The 22,610-nt window shown below is 66.0% G+C and carries 17 protein-coding genes; 1 reads left to right on the plus strand and 16 read right to left on the minus strand.

The genetic code is table 11. The annotated features are described in order from the left end of the window. Position 1 precedes the first annotated feature (1 nt). Positions 2-1,261 carry a cytochrome P450 gene (locus AC1Q7F_RS14065; RefSeq protein ID WP_492507839.1) on the minus strand — a complete coding sequence of 420 codons (1,260 nt, stop codon included), beginning with the start codon at positions 1,259-1,261 and terminating at the stop codon, positions 2-4. 258 nt (positions 1,262-1,519) lie between these two features. Here AC1Q7F_RS14065 and AC1Q7F_RS14070 point away from each other — a divergent pair, with 258 nt between their 5' ends. Then, on the plus strand, positions 1,520-3,679 hold the full coding sequence (locus tag AC1Q7F_RS14070) for a TonB-dependent receptor (protein WP_492507841.1): 2,160 nt from the start codon (positions 1,520-1,522) through the stop codon (positions 3,677-3,679). A 55-nt stretch (positions 3,680-3,734) separates the two neighbouring features. Here AC1Q7F_RS14070 and AC1Q7F_RS14075 read toward each other — a convergent pair whose 3' ends face one another. The 15 genes from AC1Q7F_RS14075 to AC1Q7F_RS14145 all read right to left on the minus strand — a co-directional run bounded on the left by AC1Q7F_RS14075 (position 3,735) and on the right by AC1Q7F_RS14145 (position 22,588). Beyond that, positions 3,735-4,901: an acyl-CoA dehydrogenase family protein gene (locus tag AC1Q7F_RS14075; protein ID WP_492507843.1), complete on the minus strand. Its 1,167-nt coding sequence runs from the start codon at positions 4,899-4,901 to the stop codon at positions 3,735-3,737. A gap of 9 nt (positions 4,902-4,910) precedes the next feature. Next, complete coding sequence (locus AC1Q7F_RS14080; RefSeq protein ID WP_492507845.1) at positions 4,911-5,828, minus strand: alpha/beta hydrolase; 918 nt, start codon at positions 5,826-5,828, stop codon at positions 4,911-4,913. Positions 5,829-5,831: 3 nt separating this feature from the next. Then, positions 5,832-7,922, minus strand: a complete 2,091-nt coding sequence (locus AC1Q7F_RS14085) for a PQQ-dependent dehydrogenase, methanol/ethanol family (RefSeq protein WP_492507847.1) — start codon at positions 7,920-7,922, stop codon at positions 5,832-5,834. Then, positions 7,915-9,390 carry an aldehyde dehydrogenase family protein gene (locus AC1Q7F_RS14090; RefSeq protein ID WP_492507849.1) on the minus strand — a complete coding sequence of 492 codons (1,476 nt, stop codon included), beginning with the start codon at positions 9,388-9,390 and terminating at the stop codon, positions 7,915-7,917. Before AC1Q7F_RS14090 ends, AC1Q7F_RS14085 begins: the two co-directional genes overlap by 8 nt. Continuing rightward, positions 9,387-11,072 carry a flavin-containing monooxygenase gene (locus AC1Q7F_RS14095; protein ID WP_492507851.1) on the minus strand — a complete coding sequence of 562 codons (1,686 nt, stop codon included), beginning with the start codon at positions 11,070-11,072 and terminating at the stop codon, positions 9,387-9,389. Before AC1Q7F_RS14095 ends, AC1Q7F_RS14090 begins: the two co-directional genes overlap by 4 nt. A 78-nt stretch (positions 11,073-11,150) precedes the next feature. Beyond that, positions 11,151-12,632, minus strand: a complete 1,482-nt coding sequence (locus AC1Q7F_RS14100; RefSeq protein ID WP_492507853.1) for a hypothetical protein — start codon at positions 12,630-12,632, stop codon at positions 11,151-11,153. After that, the gene (locus AC1Q7F_RS14105; RefSeq protein ID WP_492507855.1) at positions 12,629-13,405 is read right to left on the minus strand and encodes an enoyl-CoA hydratase-related protein; all 777 of its coding nucleotides are present in this window, start codon (positions 13,403-13,405) and stop codon (positions 12,629-12,631) included. Before AC1Q7F_RS14105 ends, AC1Q7F_RS14100 begins: the two co-directional genes overlap by 4 nt. Continuing rightward, complete coding sequence (locus tag AC1Q7F_RS14110) at positions 13,405-15,507, minus strand: acetate--CoA ligase family protein (protein ID WP_492507857.1); 2,103 nt, start codon at positions 15,505-15,507, stop codon at positions 13,405-13,407. Before AC1Q7F_RS14110 ends, AC1Q7F_RS14105 begins: the two co-directional genes overlap by 1 nt. Before the next feature lie 214 nt (positions 15,508-15,721). Then, the gene (locus AC1Q7F_RS14115) at positions 15,722-16,846 is read right to left on the minus strand and encodes a nitronate monooxygenase (protein ID WP_492507859.1); all 1,125 of its coding nucleotides are present in this window, start codon (positions 16,844-16,846) and stop codon (positions 15,722-15,724) included. A gap of 92 nt (positions 16,847-16,938) precedes the next feature. Further along, positions 16,939-19,371: a TonB-dependent receptor gene (locus AC1Q7F_RS14120; RefSeq protein ID WP_492507861.1), complete on the minus strand. Its 2,433-nt coding sequence runs from the start codon at positions 19,369-19,371 to the stop codon at positions 16,939-16,941. 167 nt (positions 19,372-19,538) lie between these two features. Further along, the gene (locus AC1Q7F_RS14125; protein ID WP_492507863.1) at positions 19,539-20,384 is read right to left on the minus strand and encodes an alpha/beta fold hydrolase; all 846 of its coding nucleotides are present in this window, start codon (positions 20,382-20,384) and stop codon (positions 19,539-19,541) included. Next, positions 20,381-20,872 (minus strand): VOC family protein, encoded by a 492-nt coding sequence (locus tag AC1Q7F_RS14130; protein ID WP_492507865.1) that lies wholly within the window; start codon positions 20,870-20,872, stop codon positions 20,381-20,383. The genes AC1Q7F_RS14125 and AC1Q7F_RS14130 overlap by 4 nt, the downstream gene beginning before the upstream one ends. Positions 20,873-20,963: 91 nt before the next feature. Further along, a complete protein-coding gene (locus AC1Q7F_RS14135) occupies positions 20,964-21,347 on the minus strand; it encodes a MaoC family dehydratase (protein ID WP_492507867.1) in 384 nt (127 codons plus the stop codon). Continuing rightward, positions 21,344-21,790 (minus strand): hotdog fold domain-containing protein, encoded by a 447-nt coding sequence (locus tag AC1Q7F_RS14140; protein WP_492507869.1) that lies wholly within the window; start codon positions 21,788-21,790, stop codon positions 21,344-21,346. Before AC1Q7F_RS14140 ends, AC1Q7F_RS14135 begins: the two co-directional genes overlap by 4 nt. Before the next feature lie 12 nt (positions 21,791-21,802). Continuing rightward, positions 21,803-22,588, minus strand: coding sequence for an SDR family NAD(P)-dependent oxidoreductase (locus AC1Q7F_RS14145; RefSeq protein ID WP_492507871.1), 786 nt, complete (start codon positions 22,586-22,588; stop codon positions 21,803-21,805). Positions 22,589-22,610: the final 22 nt, after the last annotated feature.

Here is a 22,610-nt window from a genome sequence, read left to right on the forward strand (position 1 = left end):
GTCAGCGGCCTCTTGATCGTCCGTCCAGCGTAACATGCAGCGGCCCCATGGACCGCATGTAGAGCGCCCGGAAATAAGGGGCCAGCCCCGCCGGACACAGTGAGACGGACGGGTGCCGGGCCAGCAGCATGGCCACCGCCTCCTGCATTTCTGCCCGCGCCAGCTGTGCGCCCACACAGGACCGGATGCCCCGTCCGAAGGCCAGATGCGATGTCGGGTCCGGCCGGTCGAGATCGGCCTTGTCGGGGCAGGGGAAGCGTTGCGCGTCGCGGTTGGCGGCGGCATGCAGCAGGATGATGATCTGGCCCTTGGCGATGGGCACCCCACCCACGTCAGTATCCTCCAGACAACGCCGGTGGCGGAACTGCACAACATTCAACAACCGCAACGCCTCCTCCACCAGGGCGGGCAGGGCGGTGGTCTGGTCCGTCAGGACCCGCGCCTTCAGGGCCGGATCGGACAGGATCAGGTACAGGGCGTTGGCGATGCCATGGACGCTGGTATCGGACCCGGCAAAGAAAAGCTCCCGGCAGATGCCCATGACGCCGGCTTCGTCCAGGTCGATGCCATCGGTGGGCGCTTCCTGCCAGACACGGCTGATGAAATCATCTCCGGGTGCTTCGCGCCGGGCCCGGACATGGGGAAGCAGCAGGTCATTCAGGCGCTGCGACGCGGCCAGGGCCAGGTCCCGCAGGGTCTTGTCGCGGTATCCCGACGCGATGAAGCGCACGATGGCCTCGTTCGCGTCCAGGATTTCCATGACGGTACCATCGTCCGTGGGCATGCCTAGCAAGGCGCAGATGACGCGGGGCGGGATCTGCGCGGCATAGTCCGCGGCCAGATCGACCCTGTCGGACGGCGGGAACCTGTCCAGCATTCCCTTGATGATGGGGCGGACATGGGCTTCCCGGAACCGTTCGACATTGGTGGCGGACAGAAGCCGGAAATGGAACCGGCGCAGCTTCAGATGGTCCTGCCCCTGGCTCAGCGTGATGTTGGCGCCGCCGCCCTTGATGGCCACCGTGATCGGGTCGGCATCCAGGTACATGTTGACGAAGCGGTTTTCATTGCGTTGGCAATCAAGGCATTGCTGGAAATCATGCACCAGCCAAGCGCCCGCCGTATCATCCCATACCGGGGCGGGGCCGGCGGATGTCAGGCGGGCGTAGAACCCGAACGGGTCCTTGTCCGTGAAATCCAGGATGCCGGTCGCATGTGGGCACTCTTCCGGCCTATCCGGTGTCATCCGGCCATCGGGCATCTGTCCCTCCATCCCTTTTGTGATTTCTGAAGGCAGCCTAGGCGGGGGCTGTTTGTCGTGAACCTATCGATTGGCAGGTTTCGCAGATGGACAGGGAAGGGACAGTAGGGCGGGGTCTGCCATGCTGCCGATGAATGATCGCCGCAGATCCCGTCACGAAGACATTGGTATGGATACGGCTTGCCTTGCCAAGGCGATGCGGGTCAATCCTTCCAAAAACAGCACAATCCCGCGAAGGGTGTGCAAGGGGAGGTTTGAATGATGAGGAAATCCGGACGGTCATGCGGCATTTCCCTGTTGATACTGTTTTTGGGCGCTGAAGCGGCCTGGGCGCAATCGGCCCCCGCAACCGATGACGTGATGCAACTGGATGAGATCGTGGTGACGGCGCGCAAGCGCGCACGGGCCGAAAGCCTGCAGGAGACACCGATTTCCGCCACGGCCTTCGGCCCGACCCAGATGGAGGATTTCCTCGTCAAGGATATCGTCGATATCGGCCGTCTGGCCCCGTCCGTTGCCCTGCAGCCATCGGCCCAGAAGGGCGTGCAGAACTTCGCCATCCGCGGCATGGGTGTATCGGGATCAACTCCGTCGGACGAGCCGGCCGTCGGCATCTTTCAGGACGGGGTCTATTGGGGCTCCAACTATGGTGCGCTGGGCGACCTGTTCGATGTCGAAAGCCTGGAAATCCTGCGCGGCCCCCAGGGCACCTTGTTCGGGCGCAATGTCACGGGGGGTGCCGTCTCCTTCCGCAGCGCGCGGCCTTCCTTCACGGACACCACCAAGGCCACGGTCGGCATCGGAAACTACGGTACTTACGAGGCGTCGGCGGTGCTGAACCGGCCGCTGGTGGCAGACAAGCTGGCCGCCCGCCTGGCGGTGCAGAGCCGGTGGCTGGACGGCTATTTCACCGATGCGACCACCGACAACGACTATGGCAAGAGCCATTCCGTGATCCTGCGGCCCAGCCTGCGCTTCACGCCCAGCGACAATCTGGACGTGACGCTGATCGGGGAATGGTATTCGGAAAAGGGTGATCCCGTCGTGGCGCGGGGTGTGTCGCCCTCCACCCTGCCGGGCTCCCCCATGACCCTGCCGCAGCAGGAGGGCTATATCACCCCGGCCGATTTCTGGACCGTGGCGCCCGATACGCGCGGCAGCAACGATATCGACGTGCTGTTCGGGGTGCTGGAACTGAACTGGACCCTGGGCGACGGGGTGCTGACCTCCGTCACCGGCTATCGTGACGTGCGCACACGCGTGCTGACCGATTTCGACGGCACGCCCAGCCGTTCCTTCCTGCAAAGCATCGCGCAGGACCAGGACCAGTTCAGTTCCGAACTGCGCTATGCCATGCCGCTGTCGGACAGTTTCGATTTCACGACGGGCCTTTATTATTTTGAGCAGAGCTTCAATTTCCGCGAAGGGCGCAGCCTGAACAATGGCGGGCAGCGCGTTGCCACGCGGTCGCTGCTGGACAATGACAGTTTTGCCGCCTTCGCGGAGGCCGACTGGCGCCCGCTGGAGAAGCTGACACTGACCCTGGGCGCCCGTTATACGGAGGAGAACAAGAAGGCTCGTTCCGCACCGTTCGGGGCCTGCGCCCTGGATTTCTCCACCTGCACCCTGTCGCCACAGGCCAAGACCGACGACAGCAACCTGTCACCCAAGCTGGGCCTGTCCTATCAGGTGACGGATGACCAGCTGCTGTTCGCCTCGGCCACGCGCGGCTTCCGCAGCGGCGGCTTCTCCCTGCGCGGCACGGCCATCATTGAGCCGTACAAGGCCGAACAGGTCACCGCCTATGAACTGGGCTACAAGGCCGACCTGCTGAACCGGCACCTGCGCCTGAACCTGTCCGCCTATAACAATGATTACAAGGATTTGCAGCGGACCGTGCTGGGCGTCAGCCCGACGCTGGGCGTGGTGCAGTCCGTTTTTAATGCCGCCGATGCCACCATCCGGGGCGTGGAGGTGGAGGCGACGGCGATCCTGACACCGCATCTGTCGGTGTCCGGCAGCTATGGATATACCGACGCCGAATATAAAAGCTTCGCGGGCGTGGCCAATCCGGGCAGCCGGCAGTTCGTGCGTGTGCCCCAGGACAGTTTCAACCTGACGGCCAGCTATGAGCGCACCCTGGCCGATGGCGGGGCGTTCAAGGCCAACCTGTCCAGCTCCTATACGGGCACCTATTTCTTCGACGACCCCAACCTGCTGAAGCAGAAATCCTACAATCTGGTCGATGCCAACCTGAACTACACCACCCCGTCGGGGGTGTGGACCGTGTCGGCCTATGGCAAGAACCTGACGAAGGAGAAATACGCCTTCTGGGGATCAACCCTGGGCTTCCTGGGCCAGAACATGTTCCCCGGCGCCCCGCGTGTCTGGGGCCTGCGCCTGACGGCGGATTATTGATGGATCGGGACCGGGGCGGGATGACCGCCCCGGTTCTGTATCTCGCTGGAGAATTTCACCGGAAAAGCTGACGGCCCGCCAGGTCCAGCATGATCTCCTCCGACCCGCCGCCGATGGCGTTCACCCGCACCTCGCGATAGATGCGCTCCACCTTCGACCCGGTGATGTAGGAGGCACCGCCCAGCACCTGCGCCGCCTCGCGCGCTGCCAGTTCCAGGGTGCGGGTGGCCTGCACCTTCAACATGGCGGCACTGGCGGGCGCCAATTTGCCCTCCCGGTGCATCCAGGCGCAATGGTCGACCCAGGCCTGGGTGCCCTCGATCATCAGGGCGATATTGGCCAGCTTCACGCGGATGGTCTGGTGTTCGACCAGCCTCTTACCAAACGTCTCCCGCACCAGCGCCCATTCCGCCGCCTCACGCAGGCAGACCCTGGAATGGGCACAGCATTGCATGGCCATCAGCAGCCGTTCATCGTTGAAATTGCGGACGATACGCTGGAACCCCTTGTTTTCCGGCCCGATCAAATTGTCGGCCGGCACCTCGACATTGTCGAAATACAGTGTGGCCGTGTCGGAACAGCGCCAGCCCATCTTGTCCAGCTTGGTCCGGCCGAAGCCCGGCATGTCGGCCTCCAGCAGCAGCAGCGAGATGCCGCCCATGCCCGGCCCGCCGGTGCGGACCGCCGTCATGAAATAATCGGCCCGCATGCCCGACGTGATGAAGGTCTTCGACCCGTTCACCACATAATGGTCACCTGCACGCCGGGCCGTCGTCTTCAGGTTGGCGACGTCGGACCCGCCCGACGGTTCGCTGATGGCCAGTGCAATCAGCTTTTCCCCGGCCAGGACGGGCGGGGCTACCCGGCGCTTCATCTCTTCCGATCCCAGTTGCAGGACCGGCAGCAGCGCCATGGAATGGGTCATCAGGGAGGCGTGCAGGCCGCCGGCCCCGGTCTTGGCCAGTTCTTCGGCCTGGGTGAAGCTGTGGAAGATGTCGAACCCTTCCGACAGGCCGCCATATTCCTCCGGAAAACCCAAGCCCAGGATGCCGGCGGCCGCTGCCTTGCGGTGCAGCTCGCGGGGCAGCTCGCCGTCGGTCTCCCAGCGGTCGATATGGGGGGTGACTTCGCGTTCCACGAACCTGGCCACGGAGCGGGCCACGGCCTCATGAGTTTCGTCATAGAAGGGCGAGCGGGCGCGCCAGTCGTCGAAGGAGAGCATGGGGAGTCCTCAGCGTAAGGCGTGGCGCAGGTAATCCGCGATGTCTGCGATGGCGGGGCTGGCGGCGGCGATAGCCGCACCCATGAACAGGAAGCCATGGATCTGGCCGGGATAAGGGACATGGGTAACGGCGCCGCCCGCCTGGATCAGCGCGGCGGCATAGGCCCGCCCTTCGTCGCGCAATGGGTCAAAACCGCAGGTGACGATATAGGCTTGTGGCAGGCCGGCATGGCTGGCGGCCAGCAGCGGGGAGACCCGCCAATCGGACACATCGCCCGCATACAGATCGCGGAACCAGTGCATCATGCCCGTCGTCAGCAGCCCATCGCTGTCGGGAATATTGTAGGAAGCCGTCTGCATGCGCAGGTCGGTGACAGGGTAGAGCAGCGCTTGTGCCTTCAGGGCGGGTCCGCCGGCGTCACGCAACACCAGACAGGCCACGGCGGCCAGATTGCCGCCGGCACTGTCGCCGCCGATGGACAGCCGTTTGGCGTCGATGGCCAGCGCCGGTGCCTGTGCCACCGCTTCCCGCACGGCTTTCAGGGTGTCGTCCAGACCGGCGGGGAAGGGATGGTCGGGGGCCAGGCGGTAATCGACGGAGATCACGGCGATGCCGGCCGTCGATGCGATTTCTGCGCAGAAGGAATGGCATCCGTCCAGGTCGCCCAGGACCCAGCCGCCGCCATGCAGATGGATATGGGCGGGCAGCAGGGCCGTATCCTCGGCTTCCATGGGACGGTACAGCCGGGCCGGAACACCGCCCAGATCGATCGCCCGCATCCGGTGGGGCACGGCGGGCGGCTGCAGCATCGTTGCCATCCCCTGCACGGCGGCGCGGGCATCGGCCACCAGCATGGCGTCCAGCGGCGGGGCGTCCATGGACGCGGCCATGTCCAGCAGGCGTCTGGCGTCGGGGTCCATCACCATGGCTTACGGCTCCTTGGTTGTACGGCGCAGATGGCCGGCCTCATCGGCGACATAGGCGCGGATGGCTTCCGCTTCGTCTTCGGTCAGGAACGGACGGAAGCTGATCATCCCACGGTCTTGGAAGGCGCCTTCCATCACCACCTGATGCCAGGCCTCCTTGCTTTCCAGCAGCAGCGACCGGCGCAGGTCGGGCAGGATGCCGCCCGACAGCGTGCCCATGCCATGGCAGCCGCCGCAATTGTCGGCATAGAGCAAACGCCCCTGTTCGATGCGGTCGGGTGGTGCGGGGACGTTGGCATGGCTGGGCGGTGGGATGGTGGCTTCCAGCGGCGGCAGGCTGGCTGTCCCATCCAAAGCGAAGGCCAGGATACGGCCATTGGGCCGGGCCACGGGTCCCTGGAAGCTGGGCAGGGCCAGGGGCACCGCCCCGCCCGTGCCGGCCAGCACGGCGATATATTGCTTGCCATTGACGCTGTAGCTGACAGGACCCGCCATCACCCCGGTCTGGGCCGCGAAGCTCCACAGCTCCGCACCGCTGCGCGCGTCATAGGCCTTGAAACGGCCATCGAAGGTGCCCTGGAAGACCAGCCTGCCGCCCGTGGCCAGTACACCGCCATTCCAGGCCATGCCATGGTCGGCCCGCCATACCTCCTTCTGCGTCACCGGGTCCCAGGCGGAAAGCCAGCCCTGCAAACTGTCCTGCATGGACTTGCGCCCCTCGGCGTCGCGCGGGATGGGCACGCGCATCAGGTCGTAGCCCAGGTTCCAGCGCCCCTTGCGATAGGTGAAGGCCTTGTCGCGGTGGTAATAGCCGGGGATCAGTTGCACAGGGATATAGACCAGCCCCGTCTGCGGACTGAAGGCCATCGGGTGCCAGCTATGGGCACCCGCAGATCCGACCGTGGCGATGAAGGGCTTTTCAAGATAACGCGCATCCGCCGTGATGGCGGGTCGTCCGGTCGTCAGATCGATATGGGTGGCCCAATTGGCGGGCGCGTATTTCTCCGCTGAAAGTGGCTTTCCCGTCTGCCGGTCGATCACATAGAAAAAGCCGTTCTTGGGCGCGTGCAAGATCACTTTGCGCGGCCCCTCTTTAAGGGGCAGGTCGGCCAGCATGATTTGTTGCGAGGCGGTGTAATCCCAGGTCTCGGCCGGGACCTCCTGGTAATGCCATTTATAGGCGCCGGTATCGGGGTCCAGCGCCACGATGGAGGACAGGAACAGATTGTCACCCTTGCCGTCCGATCGGATGACATGGTTCAGCGGCGATCCGTTGCCCACGCCGATATAGAGCTGATCCAGGTCGGGATCATAGACGATGCTGTCCCAGACGGTACCGCCACCGCCGCCATATTTCTTCCAGTAATCCTCCCCGCTCCAGGTCGCGCGGCCCAGCTTTTCCAGGATGGCGTCCGATGCGGCCCCGTCCTTGTGCGACGGATCGCCGGGAACGGTGTAGAAGCGCCAGACCAGCTTGCCCGTGGCACTGTCATAGGCGCTGACATAGCCGCGTACGCCATATTCGGCACCGCCATTGCCGATGAACACCTTGCCCTTGGCCACGCGCGGGGCACCGGTGATGGTGTAGGGCTTTTCCGGGTCGGTGGTCTGCACTGACCAGAGCAGTTTGCCGGTGCGCGCGTCCAGCGCCTGCAACCGCCCGTCCAGCGTGCCCAGGAACAGCTTGCCATCGGCATAGGCCGGCCCCCGGTTGACCACATCGCAGCAGCTATTGTAGGCGGCCCGGCCCGGCACCTGCGGGTCATGCGACCAGAGCGGTTTGCCCGTGGCGGCATCGACGGCCACCAGTTTGCTCCAGGCTGTGGTCGTGTACAGCACCCCGTCCACGATCAGCGGCGTACCTTCCTGTCCCCGGTTGCTATCGAATTCGTGATACCAGGCGAGCTTCAGCCGGCCGATGCTGCCTGGATTGATCTGATCCAGGGGGGAGAAGCGCTGTTCGCCATAGGTGCGGCCATGGCTCAGCCAGTTCTGCGGTTCGGTTTCCGCCGCCTTGATCCGGTCATTGGCCAGGACGGGCGTGCCGGTCAGCAGGGTGCCGGCCAGCAGCAGGGCCGACAGGCGCCTAAGCATGGAGCTGCACATAGACGGATTTGGTTTCCAGAAAGGCATTCATCCCCTCCATCCCCATTTCCCGGCCCCAGCCGGATTCCTTGAACCCGCCGAACGGCATGGTCGGGTGCATCACACCGTAGCAATTGACCCAGACATTGCCGGCCTCGATCCGGTCGGCCAGCAGGTGGGCCTTGTTGACATCGCCGGTGAAGATGCCGGCACCCAGGCCATAGCGCGTGTCGTTGGCGGCCCGGACCACCTCGTCCAGGCTGTCAAAGGGGGTGGCGACCAGCACGGGGCCGAAAATCTCCTCCCGCACGATGCGCATGTCGGCCTGGACATTGGCGAACAGGGTGGGCTCCAGGAAGAAGCCGCCCCGGTCCGGCACACCGCCGCCGGCCAGGATTTCCGCCCCTTGCGCCCGCCCATTCTCCACAAAGGACCGCACACGGTCGCGTTGCCGGGCGGAGATCAGGGGCCCGATGGCCGTGTCCGGGTCCAGGCCGGGCCCGACCTTCATATTCTTGATAATGTCAGCGATGCCGGCGACCACCTTGTCAAAGGACCGGCGCTGCACGAACAGGCGGGAGCCGGCGAAGCAGACCTGTCCGCTATTGGCGAAGATGGCCATGGCCGCACCCGGAATGGCGCGGTCCATGTCGGCATCGTCGCAGATGATGCAGGGTGACTTGCCGCCCAGTTCCAGGGTGACGCGTTTCAGGTTGCCGGCCGACGCCGCAACGATTTGCCGCCCGATGGCCGTCGACCCCGTGAAGGAGATCTTGTCCACGCCCGGATGGTCTGCCAGGGCGGCACCGGTCACGGCGCCCGGCCCGTTGACAATGTTCAGCACACCGGGCGGCAAACCGGCCTCCAGCGCCAGTTCGCCCAAACGCAGGGCCGTCAGCGGCGTATTCTCCGCCGGCTTCACCACCAGACAGCAGCCGGCGGCCAGCGCCGGGGCGACCTTGATGATGAAGCTGCCGATGGGACCGTTCCAGGGCAGGATCAGCCCCGCCACGCCCACCGGTTGCCGCACCGTATAGGCATGCAGGCTGTTGCCCCCACCCGACACGGCACCCGACGCGTTCTGGCCCAGGATATTGCCGGTCAGGCCGGCATAGTGGCGCAGCCAGGACGCACTCGCCCCGATGGCCCATTGGGCGAAGCCCAACGGCATGCCATTGTTGCGCACCTCCAGCCAGGCCAGTTCCGCCGCATGCGCTTCCAGCAGTTCCGCATAGCGCCAGAGGATGCGCGCGCGCGCATCGCCGGTCAGGCCGCGCCATGCTCCCGTCTCATGCGCCTGACGGGCGGCGGCGACGGCCCGGTCGATGTCGCCGGCATCGCCGTCCGGTGCCTGGGCGATGATGTCTCCCGTGGTGGGGTCCAGCACGTCGAACATGCTGCCCGATGCCGGTTCCACCCAGTGCCCACCGATAAGGTGCCGGTGTTGTTTCCTGAGGAAACTCTCGCCTGCAATCATGCCACTTCCTCCCGGTTCGGATGGACGGGCAGCAGGGCGAAGCCTGTGTAGCCTTCGGCCGCCACCTTGTCGCAGATATCGCGATAGGCGCCGACGCCGCCCACATAAATCATGAAGACATTGGGCTTGCCGGGGATATTGGCCCCGACATACCAGGATTTCGCGGTGGGGATCAGGGTGGCGTTGGCCACTTCCCCCACATGGCGAACCCATTCATCCTCGGCGGTTTCCGTCGCTTCGATGACGGCAAGCCCCTGCCGACGCAGATGGTCCAGGCAATCGCCGATCCATTCGACATGCTGTTCGATGGAAACGACGACATTGCTGAACACCGAAGGGCTGCCCGGCCCGGTGATCGTGAACAGGTTGGGAAAGCCCGCCATGCCCAACCCCAGATAGGATCGCGGTCCGGCCTCCCATTTCTGCTTCAGGCTGACACCATCCCGTCCCCTTATATCGATGGACAGCAGGGCACCGGTCATGGCGTCGAAGCCGGTGGCGAAGATGATGATGTCCAGCTCGACATCACCGCTTCCCGTGCGCATACCCGTCTCCGTCACTTCCAGGATCGGGGCGCTGCCATGGTCCAGCAGGGTGACGGTGGGGCGGTTGTAGGTGGCGTAATAGTCGGTGTCGACGCAGATGCGCTTGGCCCCGATGGCGTAGCTTGTGGGGCACAGCTTTTCCGCCACGGCGCGGTCACGCACGATCTGGCGGATCTTGGTGCGGATGAAGTCAGCCGCCACCTCGTTGGCGTGCTTGTCGAACACTTGATCGGCGAAGGTGAACATGAACCAGGCGCCACCGCGCTGCCAGCGCCGCTCCAGCTCCGCCTGCTGTTCTTCGGTCGTCATCTGGGCGGCGGTCAGCGGCGGGGGCAGGGGCTCCTCACCCGGAATACGCAGGTCGCTGTTGCCATGGATCAGGCCGGCGCGGAGCTGACGGGTCAGTTCGGTGAAATGATCCTTCACGGCCGCGCGATAATGGTCGGACAGCAGGGCATTGCGGGCCGGCACGCTGTAGGCCGGGGTGCGCTGGAAGATGGTGGTATGGGCTGCCTGGGCGGCCACCACGGGAATGATCTGGATGCCGGTGGACCCGGTGCCGATGATGCCGACCCGCTTGGCCCTAAAATCCATAGGCTTCTCGGGCCAGTGGGACGACTGGATCACCTGTCCCTGGAAGCAGCCGATGCCGGGAATGTCAGGCAGCCGGCTGGCCGACAGGCACCCGGTTGCGGCGATGCAGAACCGGGCGGCAATGGCCTGTCCCTGATCGGTCGTCACCCGCCACAGATTGGCGCCCTCGTCATAATGGGCGGCGGTGACGCGGGTGTTGAAACTGATGTCGCGGCGCAGGTCCAGCCGGTCGGCGGCGAAGCGGATATAGTCCAGGATTTCCGGCTGGGTGGCGAAGCGTTCCGACCAGTTCCATTCCGCCGTGATCTCAGGTGAGAAGGAATAGCAATAGGCCACGCTTTCCACGTCGCAGCGGGCACCCGGATAGCGGTTCCAGTACCAGGTGCCGCCGACATCGGGGGCCGCTTCGAACACATGCGCCGTCAGGCCCGACTGGCGCAGCCGGTGCAGCATGTAAAGGCCGCCGAAGCCGGCGCCGATGATGATCGCATCCAGGATGGTGTCATCCGGGGTGGACGCTGGCCGGGTGTTTCCGGTCGTCATGTCTTCCTCCCTGTTCCTTGCTTTTTCTTTGATCATGGGGCAGGGGGCGGGCGACGGGCGCCTGTCCGGCGATAGGGGTCAGCTGCCCCGCACCCAGCGCCGACGCCCATCCGCCATGGCTTCCGTGCGGCCCGCACTGCCCACCGGTTCGCCCTCGGCCAGCCAGTCCAGAACTTCCCCGTCATCACCTGGCACGGCGGCCAGGAAACGGGCGCCGTCGGGTGTGCGGGCGACGATGGTGGCGCCCAGGGGCTTGCCCTCGCGTCCATAGGGCATGGTGAAGCTCTCCACCACGCCCGGCCCGGTGTGCTCATCCAGCAGTGCCGGAATGGGGCCGCGCAGGACATCGGCCACTGACTGCGCGTCGAAATCCTGCGGGAAGGGGTTGGTGGCCGGGGTGTGGCTGGTCAGGACGATGGCGTGGTTATGGGTGGCATAGCCGCCATTGGCGACGATCAGACCGTTGCCCGGTGCTGCCCGCAGCTTTTCCACCATGGAAGCCGCCGCGTGGGTCATGCAGTTGCCGATGGGACCACCGCCGAAGGTCAGGCCGCCATAGACACTGGCGGGCCGCTCCGCCGGCCAGCCCAGCCGCCGCCGCGCCATCTTGGGCACGCAGGGAAAGCAACTGTACAGTTCCACATGGTCCAGCAACCCGGTGACAAGGTTGTTCAATGCCAGGGTGCGGTCGATGCTGGCATTCAGGCTGGCCGATGCCGTGAACCCGTCGCGGCGGAGGAAATCCGCCGGCTCATGCGCCGCGGCTCCCGGCCCGACAAAGACCAGACGCTCACGCGGCACCCCCAGGGAAAGGGCGGTTTCCAGGCTGACCAGGATCAGGGCCGCCCCCTGGTTGACGGCACTGTTGGCCACCATCAGCTTGGTATAGGGAAAGCTGATCATGCGATTGGCCGGCCCTTCGGCCAGAATGTCATCGGGGCGCAGGGGCGTGCGCAGCCAGGCATGCGGGTTGTCCGCCGCCACCCGCGACAGGCCGGACCAGATCAGCGCCGTCTCTTCCTGCGCCTCTGCCAATGTCTGGCCCCATGCGGCGCGGGTGGCGTTCTCATACAGGGGGTAGACATCGGCGGGCGTCACCAGGCCGTAGCGGCGGGCCAGCCTTGTCGCCCCGGCCTCCGCCGCTGCCGCCAGGGCGTTGGCCATGCCCCCGCCCTTGGCCTGCTTCGCGGCGGTGCGCAGCGCCTCCCCACCGGTGATGGCAGCCAGCCGCACCTCACCCCGCCCGATGGCGTTGGCGGCCCGGTTCAGCAATTCGATGGGGCCATGGCCGCTGGCATCCACGGTCAGCTGGATATGGCCGGGCCGGGCGGGCAGGCCGCGTGCCACCGTTTCGTCAAGGGCGGCACCGGGGCAGGAAATCTGGTTCTCGATGCCCAGCCAATCCAGCCGGCCCAGCAGGGAAACGCCGGCATCCCGCTCTGCAGCGCGCAGGGCCGACAGCATCAGGCCGGCGGAATCCAGCCCCGGCTCGTCCGGTCCCGGCCGGTCATTGATCTGGCCGATCCCGATGATGACGGGCAGCAGGTCCTGCCTGTTCATGTCCGCCACTCCGGCTGGCGTTTCTCGATGAAGGCGCCGGCACCTTCCTTGACGTCGGGACCAGAGAGGACGATACGGTTGGCGTCAGCCTGAAGGGCCAGCAGGTCCGGTTCCCCCTGGTCGCTGGCGGCGCGGACGACGCGCAGGCTTTCGCGCACCGCCAGCGGTGAATTGGCCGCGATCAGCCGGGCCAGCCGCAAGGCCTCTGGCAGCACATCATCGGCCGTGGGCACCAGACTGTTGACCATGCCAAGCGCGTGGGCACGGGGGGCCGGCAGGGGGTGACCGACGATCAGCATTTCGATGGCCAGCGGTCGGGGCAGATAGCGGGCGATGCGGAAGGACCCGTTGGCCCCGGCGATCAGGCCGCGCCGCACCTCCGGCAGGGTGAAACTGGCACTTTCGGCGGCCACCACCATGTCGCAGGAAAGCGTGATCTCCACCCCGCCGCCATGGGTGGGGCCTTGCACCGCGGCGATCCAGGGCTTGGCCCGTTTGGCATCGACGAAGCCGGCAAAGCCCGTCTCCGGGCGGGCCAGCGACATGCCCCGTCCCGCCGCCACTTCGCCCAGATCGGCGCCGGCACAGAAGATTGGGCCCCTGGCCGCCAGGATGGCGACGCGGATGGTGGGATCGGCCTCGATCTCGTAGACGAACTTCTCGATGCTTTCGGCCATAGCGGCGCTGATGGCGTTGCGCACGGCCGGGCGGTACAGGGTGACGATGGCGACGCTGCCATCACGTTCCAGCGTCACCGGAGCTTGATCACTCATCATGCTTCCTCCTGCCAGACGACAAGCCCGTCCAGGGCTTCGATCTCTGCGCCGGCCACCCGCAGCGGATTGACTTCCAGTTCCGCCAGACCACCCCCCAGCGACAGGGCGGCCTCGCCAATGGCGACAATCACCTGGGCCAGCCGGTCGATATCGGCCGCTGGCGATCCCCGGAACCCGTGCAGCAGCTTTGCCCCGCGCAGGCCCTGCAACAGGGCCTTGGCTTGATCCCTATTGACGGGCAGGGGTGTGACGGCGACATCGGCCAGCATCTCCACCAGCACACCGCCAAAGCCGACGGCGATGACCGGTCCCCAGGTCGGATCACGCCGCACACCGACCAGCATCTCCAGCCCGCCGCTGCGCATCGGCGCGACGATCACACCGTCCAGCCGGGCATCGGGCCGGGCGCGGGCGACATCGGCCATCAAGGCGGCAAAGACCGCAGCGGCGTCGCCCGGCGGGACATGCAGGCGGACGCCCCCCACCTCTGTCTTGTGGGCGATGTCGGGGGACAGGATCTTCAGGGCCAGCGGGCCGGTGAAGCCGGCGGCGACGCTGGCCGCTTCTTCTGCGCTTCGCACCAGATGCTGCGGCACGACGGGCACGCCCCTGGCGGCCAGGAAGTCCAGCACGGCGCGTTCGGTGTCGAGCCTTGGCACCTCCGTCCGCACCTGCTGTTCCAGGGACGGCGGCGGGGCCGCCCGTTTCAACTGTCCCGACCACCACAGTGCATGGCCGGCGGCCCGCAGCATGGCATCGATGCCGGTCATGACATGCGGCAGCCCATGCTCGACGATGGCATCGCGGGCATGATCGTTCAGCGACTTGCCGCAGGTGGAGACCAGGACCGACGGCGTCTTGATGGCCGCCGTGGCCCGGCCGATGGCGGTCAGGGCGGGCGGTAGGCTCTGCCCCGGCATGGTCGGCACGGCAATGCCGATGCCGATCAGCCCTACCTGTTCGTTGGCCGCCAGCAGCGGAATGACACGGGCGAACAGGTCCGGGTCGCGCATGGCGGCCCCGGTAATATCCAGCGGGTTCAGGGTCGATCCCAGATCCGACAGCACACCGCGCAGGGCCGTCACTGTCGCCGGGTCATTGGCGGGCAAAGGCACGCCGAACCCTTCCGCCGCATCGGCCACCAGCGTACAGGCCCCGCCTGAGATGGACAGGAAACTCATGCCGCCCGCCGGCAGCGGGCCGGTGGCGGCCAGCAGGCCGGCGGTATTGATCAGGTCCTCGGTGGAGGTGACGCGGATGACGCCCAGCCGGCGGCAGACGGCATCAAACACCGCATCGTCCCCGACCAGCGATCCGGTATGGGCCTGCGCCACCTGGGTGGCCAGATCGCTGCGCCCGATTTTCAGGATGACGATAGGCTTGGCCTTGGCCCGTGCCCGTTCGGCGGCGCGGACAAAGGCGGCGGGCTTGCGGATGCTTTCGGCAAAGACGGCGATGGACTTAGTGGCGTCATGATCAACCAGATAATCGATGATGTCGGCCAGACTGATCTGTGCCTCGTTGCCCGTGGCGGCCACGAAGCTGGCGCCGATATTCTGCCCCTGGGCATATTCGGCCAGTTCCGCCGCCGTCGCCCCGCTTTGCGACAGGATGGCGATGGAGGGGGGCAGGAAGGGCTTCACGGCCGGGATGACGGAGACGGGAATGCCGGCTTCGGCGTTGTTATAGCCCAGCGAGTTCGGCCCCCACAGGGTGACGCCCAGGTCTTCCGCCTGTTTCACCAGCGCGTCCTGACGCCGCCGGCCCTCTTCACCGATTTCGGCATAGCCGGAGGTCAGGATGGTGACATTGCGGATGCCGGCCGCCGCCGCATCGGCCAGCGCGTCGGGCACAGCATCGACGGGTACGAAGATGAAGGCGACATCCACGGGTTCGGGAATATCGCGGCAGGAGCGATAGCCCTTGATGGCGAACGTATCGACCCCGTTGCGGTTGACGGCATAAAGCGCGCCGCCATAGCCGAAGTCGCGGAAATTGCGGACGATCAGCGTCGTCCATACCGATTTCTCCGTCGCCCCGACCAGCGCCACGGAGCGTGGCGCGAACAGGCGGGCAAGCGGATGCGGATGGGATGTCATGGCGATGCCTTTCGCGGGTGGAAGGGCTGTGCGACGATTGGAGAATGCGGAAGAGATTGCCCGCCTGTTCATCTGCCTTCCCCGCGAAAGCGGGGATCCAGGGGCCACAAGCACGACGCTCGGGTGCTCTTGGCTCCTGGGCCCCCGCTTTCGCGGGGGAAGCAATGGTGTGGAGGCCGTTAAGTCAGTGCCCCGCAAATCTCCTCTAGCCCCCCTATGCCTCCTCGGCAAAGGCCAGCATGCGGCCCAGGGCGTCGGCGAAGTCCTGCTTGAAGTCCTGCACGATCGTGGTGGATGAGCGCACATCCTCCACCAGCCCCACGCCCTGGCCGACGAAATAGCTGACCAGATCGCGCGCCGGGGCGTCGGGCCGTTCGGCGGCCTTGTCGATCATCTCGAAGGTGGGGATGGAGATCATGGCCATCAGCGGCATGGGCAGGGCGCCGGGGCTGCCCTCCTTGTCCCAGGCCGCATGCCAGCCCGACCGCAACTGGCGCGACGGTTTGCCGGTGCGCGTGGCCGACCGCACCGTGTCGCGCGAACTAGCGGCCACCATCTTGTCGCGGAAGGCCTGACTGGTTTCGGCCTCCGTCGTGGCCAGCCAGACCGATCCGGTCCAGGCACCGGCAGCCCCCATGGCCATGCAGCCGGCCATCTGCGCCCCTGTCATGATGCCGCCCGCCGCCAGGACGGGAACGGGACGCAGAGGGGCGATGGCGCGGATCACTTCCGGCACCAGAACCAGGGTGGAAACCTCCCCGCAATGGCCGCCGGCCTCTCCGCCCTGCGCGATGATGATGTCCACCCCGGCCTGCACCTGCCGGATGGCATGTTCCTTGGCCCCGACCAGGGCACCCACCGGCACGCCATGGGCCCGTGCACGGGCCAGCATGGAGGGCGGGGCGATGCCCAGGGCATTGACGATCAGCCGGATGGGATGGCGGAAGGCCACATCCATCAGCGCCTCCCCCACCTCCGGCAGGGTGGCGGGAAGCTGCTTGGTGACCACGTCGCCCGGCCCGGCATGGATGCCGTGGCGGCGCAGCAGGTCGATGGTGAAATCGACATGGCCCTGCGGGATACGGCCGGCCAGCGCCTCGACATCCAGGCCGCCGCCCAGTTGCTGATGCTCCGGGATCAGGATGTCGATGCCATAGGGCTTGCCATCGACATGCTCGTCAATCCAGCGCAGCTCCGTTTCCAGGGTTTCCGGGGTGAAGCTGCTGCCACCCAGCACGCCAAAGCCGCCGGCCCGGCTGACCGCCGCTACCACGTCGCGGCAATGGCTGAAGGCGAACAGGGGGAAATCCACCCCCACCAGTTCCTTGATGGTTTTCATGGGAATATGCTCCGTCTTCTCCACCGTCACCCCGGCTGTCGCCGGGGTGACGGTTGGGTGCGCGGGAACCCCTGGCCCGTCCAGAGACAGCCTCAGAACGTGTAGCCGACCTGCACCAGCACCTGCCGCCCGCGTGTGGGGATGGCGAAGACCTGGGACGGGGTGCCCGGCGTGGTGGGCGAGCCCGGTTTTTCCTGCAAATAGCCATACATGGCATTGTTGAGATTGCGGCCGACCAGGGAGATTTCCCACTGCCCGTCCATTTCCAGCCGGGCGGCGGCATCCAGCACCCAATAGCCTTTCAGCAGGCCGCCGGGATTGGAATTGTCAGTGCCGTTGATCTTGCTGGTGTAGCGGGCATTGCCCGACAGGCCCAGGTCCCAGGCACCGGACAGCGGGATCGTATAGTCGAAGCCGCCATTCAGCGACCAGTCAGCGGCCCGTGTCAGGGGTCGGCCCGACATATCCTGGCCATAGCGGTCGTCCGCCGTGCCCGCGATACCGTCGGCCCCGACGCTGAGCCGGTAGTCGCAGCCCATGGTGAAGGTTTGGCCACCATAGCAGCTGCTGATGAATTCCTTGTAGCGGCTATGGTTGTAGGAGACCGAGCCGTACAGCGTCAGGTCCGAGGTGACGCGCAGGTTGGCGTCGATCTCGAAGCCCTTGCTGCGGGCGCTGGCGGCATTGGTGACGGTGAAGGAGGCCAGCGCCGCATTGAAGGCGTTCACCTGCAAGTTGCTGTAGAGATAGGAATAGGCGGCGGTGGTCAGGGTCAGGCTCTTGTCGAACAGTTGCGCCTTTACGCCGATTTCCTCGCCCCGCACCTTCTCCGCTTCGAAATTGAAATCGTCCGCCGTGACGCTGGCCGGCGTCAGCACGGCGCTGAGCCCCAGGCCGCCGGATTTGTAGCCGGTCTTATAGGCGATATAGGCGGTGATCTCCGATGTCGGGCGCCAGGTCAGCGTTGCCTCGGGAGAGTAGTTTGCATCGCGGAAATTATCCGTGAGGATCGTTGTGGGCGGCAGGAACGCAGCCGTCAGCAGCGGATGGACCCAGCTATCATACAGGTAGGAATCCTTGGTTTCCCGTGTGTAGCGCACGCCACCCGCCATTTCCACTTCTGGCGTCACGGCCCAGATCAACTGACCGAAGCCGGAATAGGCCTTGCCCTTGGTGCCGCTGGGTTTCTCCCAGGTATGGTATTTGCCGGTGGCCGGATCGGCCGGCAGCAGGGCGATGCGGCTGCTGTTGAGGAAATTAAGGTCGGAATCCTGATAGTAGGCGCCCAACATAAAGTTGACCGGCCCGTCAAAGGACGAGAGCAGGCGGAATTCCTGGCTGAACGCGTCGAAATCCTCCCGCTCGGCAGCACCGATAATATAGTAGGAGGTGGCATCGTAGCTGTCGCTGGTCCGCGACCGCGTGCTGAAATAGCCGGTGACGGAAGTCAGCGCCAGGTTTTCCCAGCTATAGTTCGCGGAGAGCGAGGCCAGATAGACCTTCACGTCGCTATAGGGTTGCTGCTTGGCATAGGGCCAATTGTCGGCCACGCCGTTGGCCAGACCCGCAGATGAATAGTATTTATCGAACTTGCACTCCCCGAACGGATCGACACGGCCGGCCACGCCGCCGGCGGGCAGGGCGCCGCAATAGAAAAGCTGCTGTCCGGCGGCGGGGCCATCATCGCTATAGTCGCTGGCCGACAGTTTCAGCGTGGCGTCGAAATTGCTTTCCGGCGGCTGCCAGGTCAGGGTCAGACGGCCCATGGCTTCCTCCTCGCCAGGGCGCTTCACGCCGGGAACGGAGGTGTTGACCGGGCCGCCGATATTGCGCAGCCATCCATCCATCTTGCGATAGCGCACGGCCATGCGGGCGCCCACGCTGTCGCTGAGCGGACCGCCCACGGCGGCCTCGGCGATGGCTTCGTCGGCGACGGTCTCATAACCCAGCCGCGCATAACCGGACACATCGTCCGTGGGACCGGCCGAGGTGATGGAGATGACGCCGGCCGGGCTGTTCTTACCGAAAAACAGGGCCTGCGGGCCTTTCAGCACCTCGACATGGCCGACATCGAACAAGCCCTGGGTGATGGCGCGCCCGCGCGAGGTTTGCACCCCGTCCAGATTCAGCGACACCGTCTGCTCGAACCCGGCCTGACCGGGCGAGGTGCCGATCCCGCGCAGGGTGATGGTGGCACCGGCGCCGCTGCTGACCCTGTCAATGGCCAGGCCGGGGGAATAGTTGGCAAGGGAGCGGACGTCGGTCACGCCGAAATTGGCCAGCGTATCCTCGCTGACGGCGGAAACGGCCACGGGCACGGAGATCAGGGTTTCATTGCGCCGGCGGGCCGTCACGATGATCTCGCCCAGGAATTCCTCCGCGGCGGGCTGCGCATTCGGATTGGCAGGTGCCGATTGCGCCGTGGCAGGCGCTGGCAGCAGGGCGAGAAGGGCAAGCGCGGCACAGCCGGCGGCAAGATGGTTGATATGGCGATGCCGCCGTCCCTGGTCATAACCGAATGTCATTGTTTCCTCCCTGTTGACCCGTTCCGGCGGCGTTTCTTGTGCCTGTACCGCCTGCCGGCCTGCTGCGGGTTCAGCCCCGCCTGCATATTCATCTCTGACCGAAACCTCCGTGCCGCGAACCTATCCGTGGAGGGGGGAACCGTTTCGGTGAATACACCCCATCGTATTCAGCCCCCGCCCGGGTCCGTTGCAAGCATGTCGAGAAGGGCTTCGGCGAAAATGTCGTTCTGATCATTGGTGAACATGTGCCCGACGCCGGGGGCCGTGGTTACAAGCAGGTGTCGTGTCAGGCGCTTGAAGGCCGCAACACCGGCGTCTGTCAGAACCTTGCTCAAACCGGCGCGAACCAGCAGCACGGGGCAGGTGATCGTTTGCGCCGCCTCTTCCATCAATGCCGTTTCCCGGTCGGCATTGATGAAGCCCGGCAGGGCCACACGCGGGTCCCAGCGCCAGTAGAAGCGGCCATCGTCGTCCCGGCGCAGCGCGCGGGAGACGATGATGGGATCGACGGGGCCTTCGCGGTCGGGCAGAGCGGCCAGTGCCTGCGCCGCTGCCTCCACATCGTCAAACCCTTCGATGCTTCGTTCCATGAAATGTCGGATCGGAGCCACCCCCCGCCGGTCGATATGCGGGCCCACATCGGCCAGCAGCACTAGCCTTGTCCGCGCCAGTTCCGCCGCCGCCGCGACCAGCGCCACCTGTCCGCCGCGCGACGCCCCGACCAGACCGGCGGGCCGGTCCAGGCTGCGCAGGACATGGCGCAGATCGCTGGCCATGATCTCCAGCCCATAGGCGCCGTCGGGGGCCCAGTCGCTGTCGCCATGGCCGCGCATGTCGATGCTGATACCCTGATATCCGGCATTGGCCACCCGCCGCGCCGCGTTGCGCCAGGAATGCCGGCTCTGGCCGCCACCGTGCAGGAACAGGATCGGCGGTGCATCCTGGTCGCCGATGGCATCGGCCACCAGTCGCAGCCCGTCGCCGGGCAGGGTGATGGTGCGAAAGGAACTCAAGGGCGCGATCCCGCCGCGTGCCACCGGCCATCACCATGGCTTTCATAGGGGGCTGCCACCTCCACCAGCACGCCATGGGCACTTTTCGGGCCGATCCAGCCCCATTCCTGCCAAGTCATCGCGGGATCACGGTTCGTGGTGCCATCACCCAGCACCTGCACCCCCTCCGCCGCCAGTCTGGCGAGGCTGCCCGCGACATCAGGCGTAGTGAAGCAAAGATGGTGGACATGTTCCCCCTTGGCCGCCAGCCGGTCGCCCAGCGGTGTGCCGGGGGCCGGCTGGATCAACTGGATCTCGGCGGAATGATTGGCGACGAAGGTCGCCCAGCGCATGTCCTGGTCGGCACCGCTGGAAAAACCGTCATAGCGCACAATGGGTTCGGTCAGGGCCTGCGGGTCCAGGACGGACAGGATTTTGGTCCAGTCGGCGATGGCCTTGTCCAGATCATGGACCAGCAGGCAGACATGGGCGAAGGGGCCGCTTGGCATGGGGTTTCCTTTTTATTGCGCCTCAGGCGCCGGGCGCCGCCATCCGGCGGCTTGGCTTATGCGGCCCCAGGCCGCTGGTAGTGGTGGTTCGTTACAGGGTGATGGTCGCGGTGCCCCGGATGATGGGGCGGCCGCCATCGGCGGTTAGCCAGACCTCACAGATGGCTCGGGTCCCGTCGGCCTCCACCACCCGCCCGCCGGCCGTCAGGCAGTCGCCGGCATAGGCATTGTCGATGAACCGGCTTTCCAGGGCGCTGATCTGCCCGCCGGGAAAGGCTGCCATCAGCATGTTGATGATATAGGCGAGATTGGCCGGTCCCTGGTTGATCACCCGGTCCCCCAGTCCCTTGGCCCGGACAGAATCCGGGTCCAGATGGATGGGGTTGGGATCGCGCAGGAAACGGGCCCATTCCCGCATGGCATCGGCGCTGACGGACGGTATGGTGAAGGGGGGAAGCTCGGTCCCAGGGGTCATTGCATCAGCTCCCGGCGCGGCAGCACCCAGACATTGGTGGTTTCCAATACCGGCGCACCATCGGGATCGTGCAGGCGCAGCCGGTATTCCAGCAGGTCCATAAGGCCCAGCTTGCGGCTGGATTTGCGGGTCAGGCCGGTGATCTCACCCGTCACGCGGTAGGGACGGCCGGTGCGCAGCGGGACCTGGAACCGGACGCTGGAACTGGCCATCATCGGCCCCTGTTCCACATCGAAATCACACAGGGCGCACAGCCCGGCCACCGTCTGCCCCATCGCGACCTGGGTGGCGATGTAGTAATAGGCGGGATGCGCGGTGCCGTCGCTCGCCGGTTCCACCCCGGTGGACCGGCACAGGGCCGCGTTCTCCGCCGGGTCGATGATATAGGCCGTGTCACCATCCAGCGAGGTGCCAGCGACGTTGGGGGCGGGGGGATAATCCATCTCCGTCCTCCATCAGGATGCGGACGGCGCGTGACCCGCACCGCCGCCATTGGCGATCATCAGGCAATTGCTCAGGCCCCCGTCGACCAGCAGGTCGACCCCGGTGATGTGGCCGGCATAGGCGCTGAGCAGGAACAGGATGGCATTGGCCACGTCGGTCGGCGTGCCCAGCTTGCGCAGCGGCATCGCCGCCTCCCGCTCCGCCCGGCGCACGGGATCGGCATAGCCGGCGGCCGTCATGCCGGTCAGGGTGGGGCCGGGGGAAACACAGTTGCAACGGATGCCGTCCGGTCCCCAATCCACCGACAATTGCCGGATCAGCATGCGCAGGGCCGCCTTGGCCGGGGCATAGGCCCCAAGGGGCGGTGTCGGCTGGGTCGCGGCCATGGAGGCGGTGGCCACCAGCGCCCCCCGGCTTTCGCGCAGATAGGGATATGTGGCCCGCGCCAGCAGCCATGTCGCCCGCGTATTGACGGCGAACAGCCGGTCATACTCGGCCGGCGTCATCTGCATCAGCGTTCCGGCGGCGATGGCGCCGGCATTGCTGACCACCCCATCGATACCGCCCATATGGTCCAGGGCGGCGGCCGCGATGATGGCGCTGTCGGCCTCGTCCGTCACGTCGGCCTTAAGGATGGCGGCAGGCGGTCCGATGATGCCGGCGACCCGCGCCAGCCCGTCGGCGTCCCGGTCCACCAGCAGCACCCGGTGGTCGCCCCGGATGATGTCCCCGTCCTGCAGCCGCTGGGCGACGGCCTGGCCGATCCCGCTGGCAGCACCTGTGATGATGACCCGCATGTTTCCATCCCCTTTGTCGTTG

The sequence above is a fragment of the Niveispirillum sp. GW835-FHT14G11 genome, assembly GCF_058793615.1.

Excerpts from the sequence above, each read along its gene's own strand:
- AC1Q7F_RS14065 (WP_492507839.1), bottom strand. The coding sequence starts at position 1,261 with ATGCCCGATGGCCGGATGACACCGGATAGGCCGGAAGAGTGCCCACAT.
- AC1Q7F_RS14145 (WP_492507871.1), bottom strand. The coding sequence starts at position 22,588 with ATGCGGGTCATCATCACAGGTGCTGCCAGCGGGATCGGCCAGGCCGTC.
- AC1Q7F_RS14070 (WP_492507841.1), top strand. The coding sequence starts at position 1,520 with ATGATGAGGAAATCCGGACGGTCATGCGGCATTTCCCTGTTGATACTG.
- AC1Q7F_RS14130 (WP_492507865.1), bottom strand. The coding sequence starts at position 20,872 with ATGCCAAGCGGCCCCTTCGCCCATGTCTGCCTGCTGGTCCATGATCTG.
- AC1Q7F_RS14075 (WP_492507843.1), bottom strand. The coding sequence starts at position 4,901 with ATGCTCTCCTTCGACGACTGGCGCGCCCGCTCGCCCTTCTATGACGAA.
- AC1Q7F_RS14120 (WP_492507861.1), bottom strand. The coding sequence starts at position 19,371 with ATGACATTCGGTTATGACCAGGGACGGCGGCATCGCCATATCAACCAT.
- AC1Q7F_RS14080 (WP_492507845.1), bottom strand. The coding sequence starts at position 5,828 with ATGGTGATGGACCCCGACGCCAGACGCCTGCTGGACATGGCCGCGTCC.
- AC1Q7F_RS14110 (WP_492507857.1), bottom strand. The coding sequence starts at position 15,507 with ATGACATCCCATCCGCATCCGCTTGCCCGCCTGTTCGCGCCACGCTCC.
- AC1Q7F_RS14135 (WP_492507867.1), bottom strand. The coding sequence starts at position 21,347 with ATGACCCCTGGGACCGAGCTTCCCCCCTTCACCATACCGTCCGTCAGC.
- AC1Q7F_RS14105 (WP_492507855.1), bottom strand. The coding sequence starts at position 13,405 with ATGAGTGATCAAGCTCCGGTGACGCTGGAACGTGATGGCAGCGTCGCC.
- AC1Q7F_RS14115 (WP_492507859.1), bottom strand. The coding sequence starts at position 16,846 with ATGAAAACCATCAAGGAACTGGTGGGGGTGGATTTCCCCCTGTTCGCC.
- AC1Q7F_RS14085 (WP_492507847.1), bottom strand. The coding sequence starts at position 7,922 with ATGCTTAGGCGCCTGTCGGCCCTGCTGCTGGCCGGCACCCTGCTGACC.
- AC1Q7F_RS14090 (WP_492507849.1), bottom strand. The coding sequence starts at position 9,390 with ATGATTGCAGGCGAGAGTTTCCTCAGGAAACAACACCGGCACCTTATC.
- AC1Q7F_RS14100 (WP_492507853.1), bottom strand. The coding sequence starts at position 12,632 with ATGAACAGGCAGGACCTGCTGCCCGTCATCATCGGGATCGGCCAGATC.
- AC1Q7F_RS14140 (WP_492507869.1), bottom strand. The coding sequence starts at position 21,790 with ATGGATTATCCCCCCGCCCCCAACGTCGCTGGCACCTCGCTGGATGGT.
- AC1Q7F_RS14095 (WP_492507851.1), bottom strand. The coding sequence starts at position 11,072 with ATGACGACCGGAAACACCCGGCCAGCGTCCACCCCGGATGACACCATC.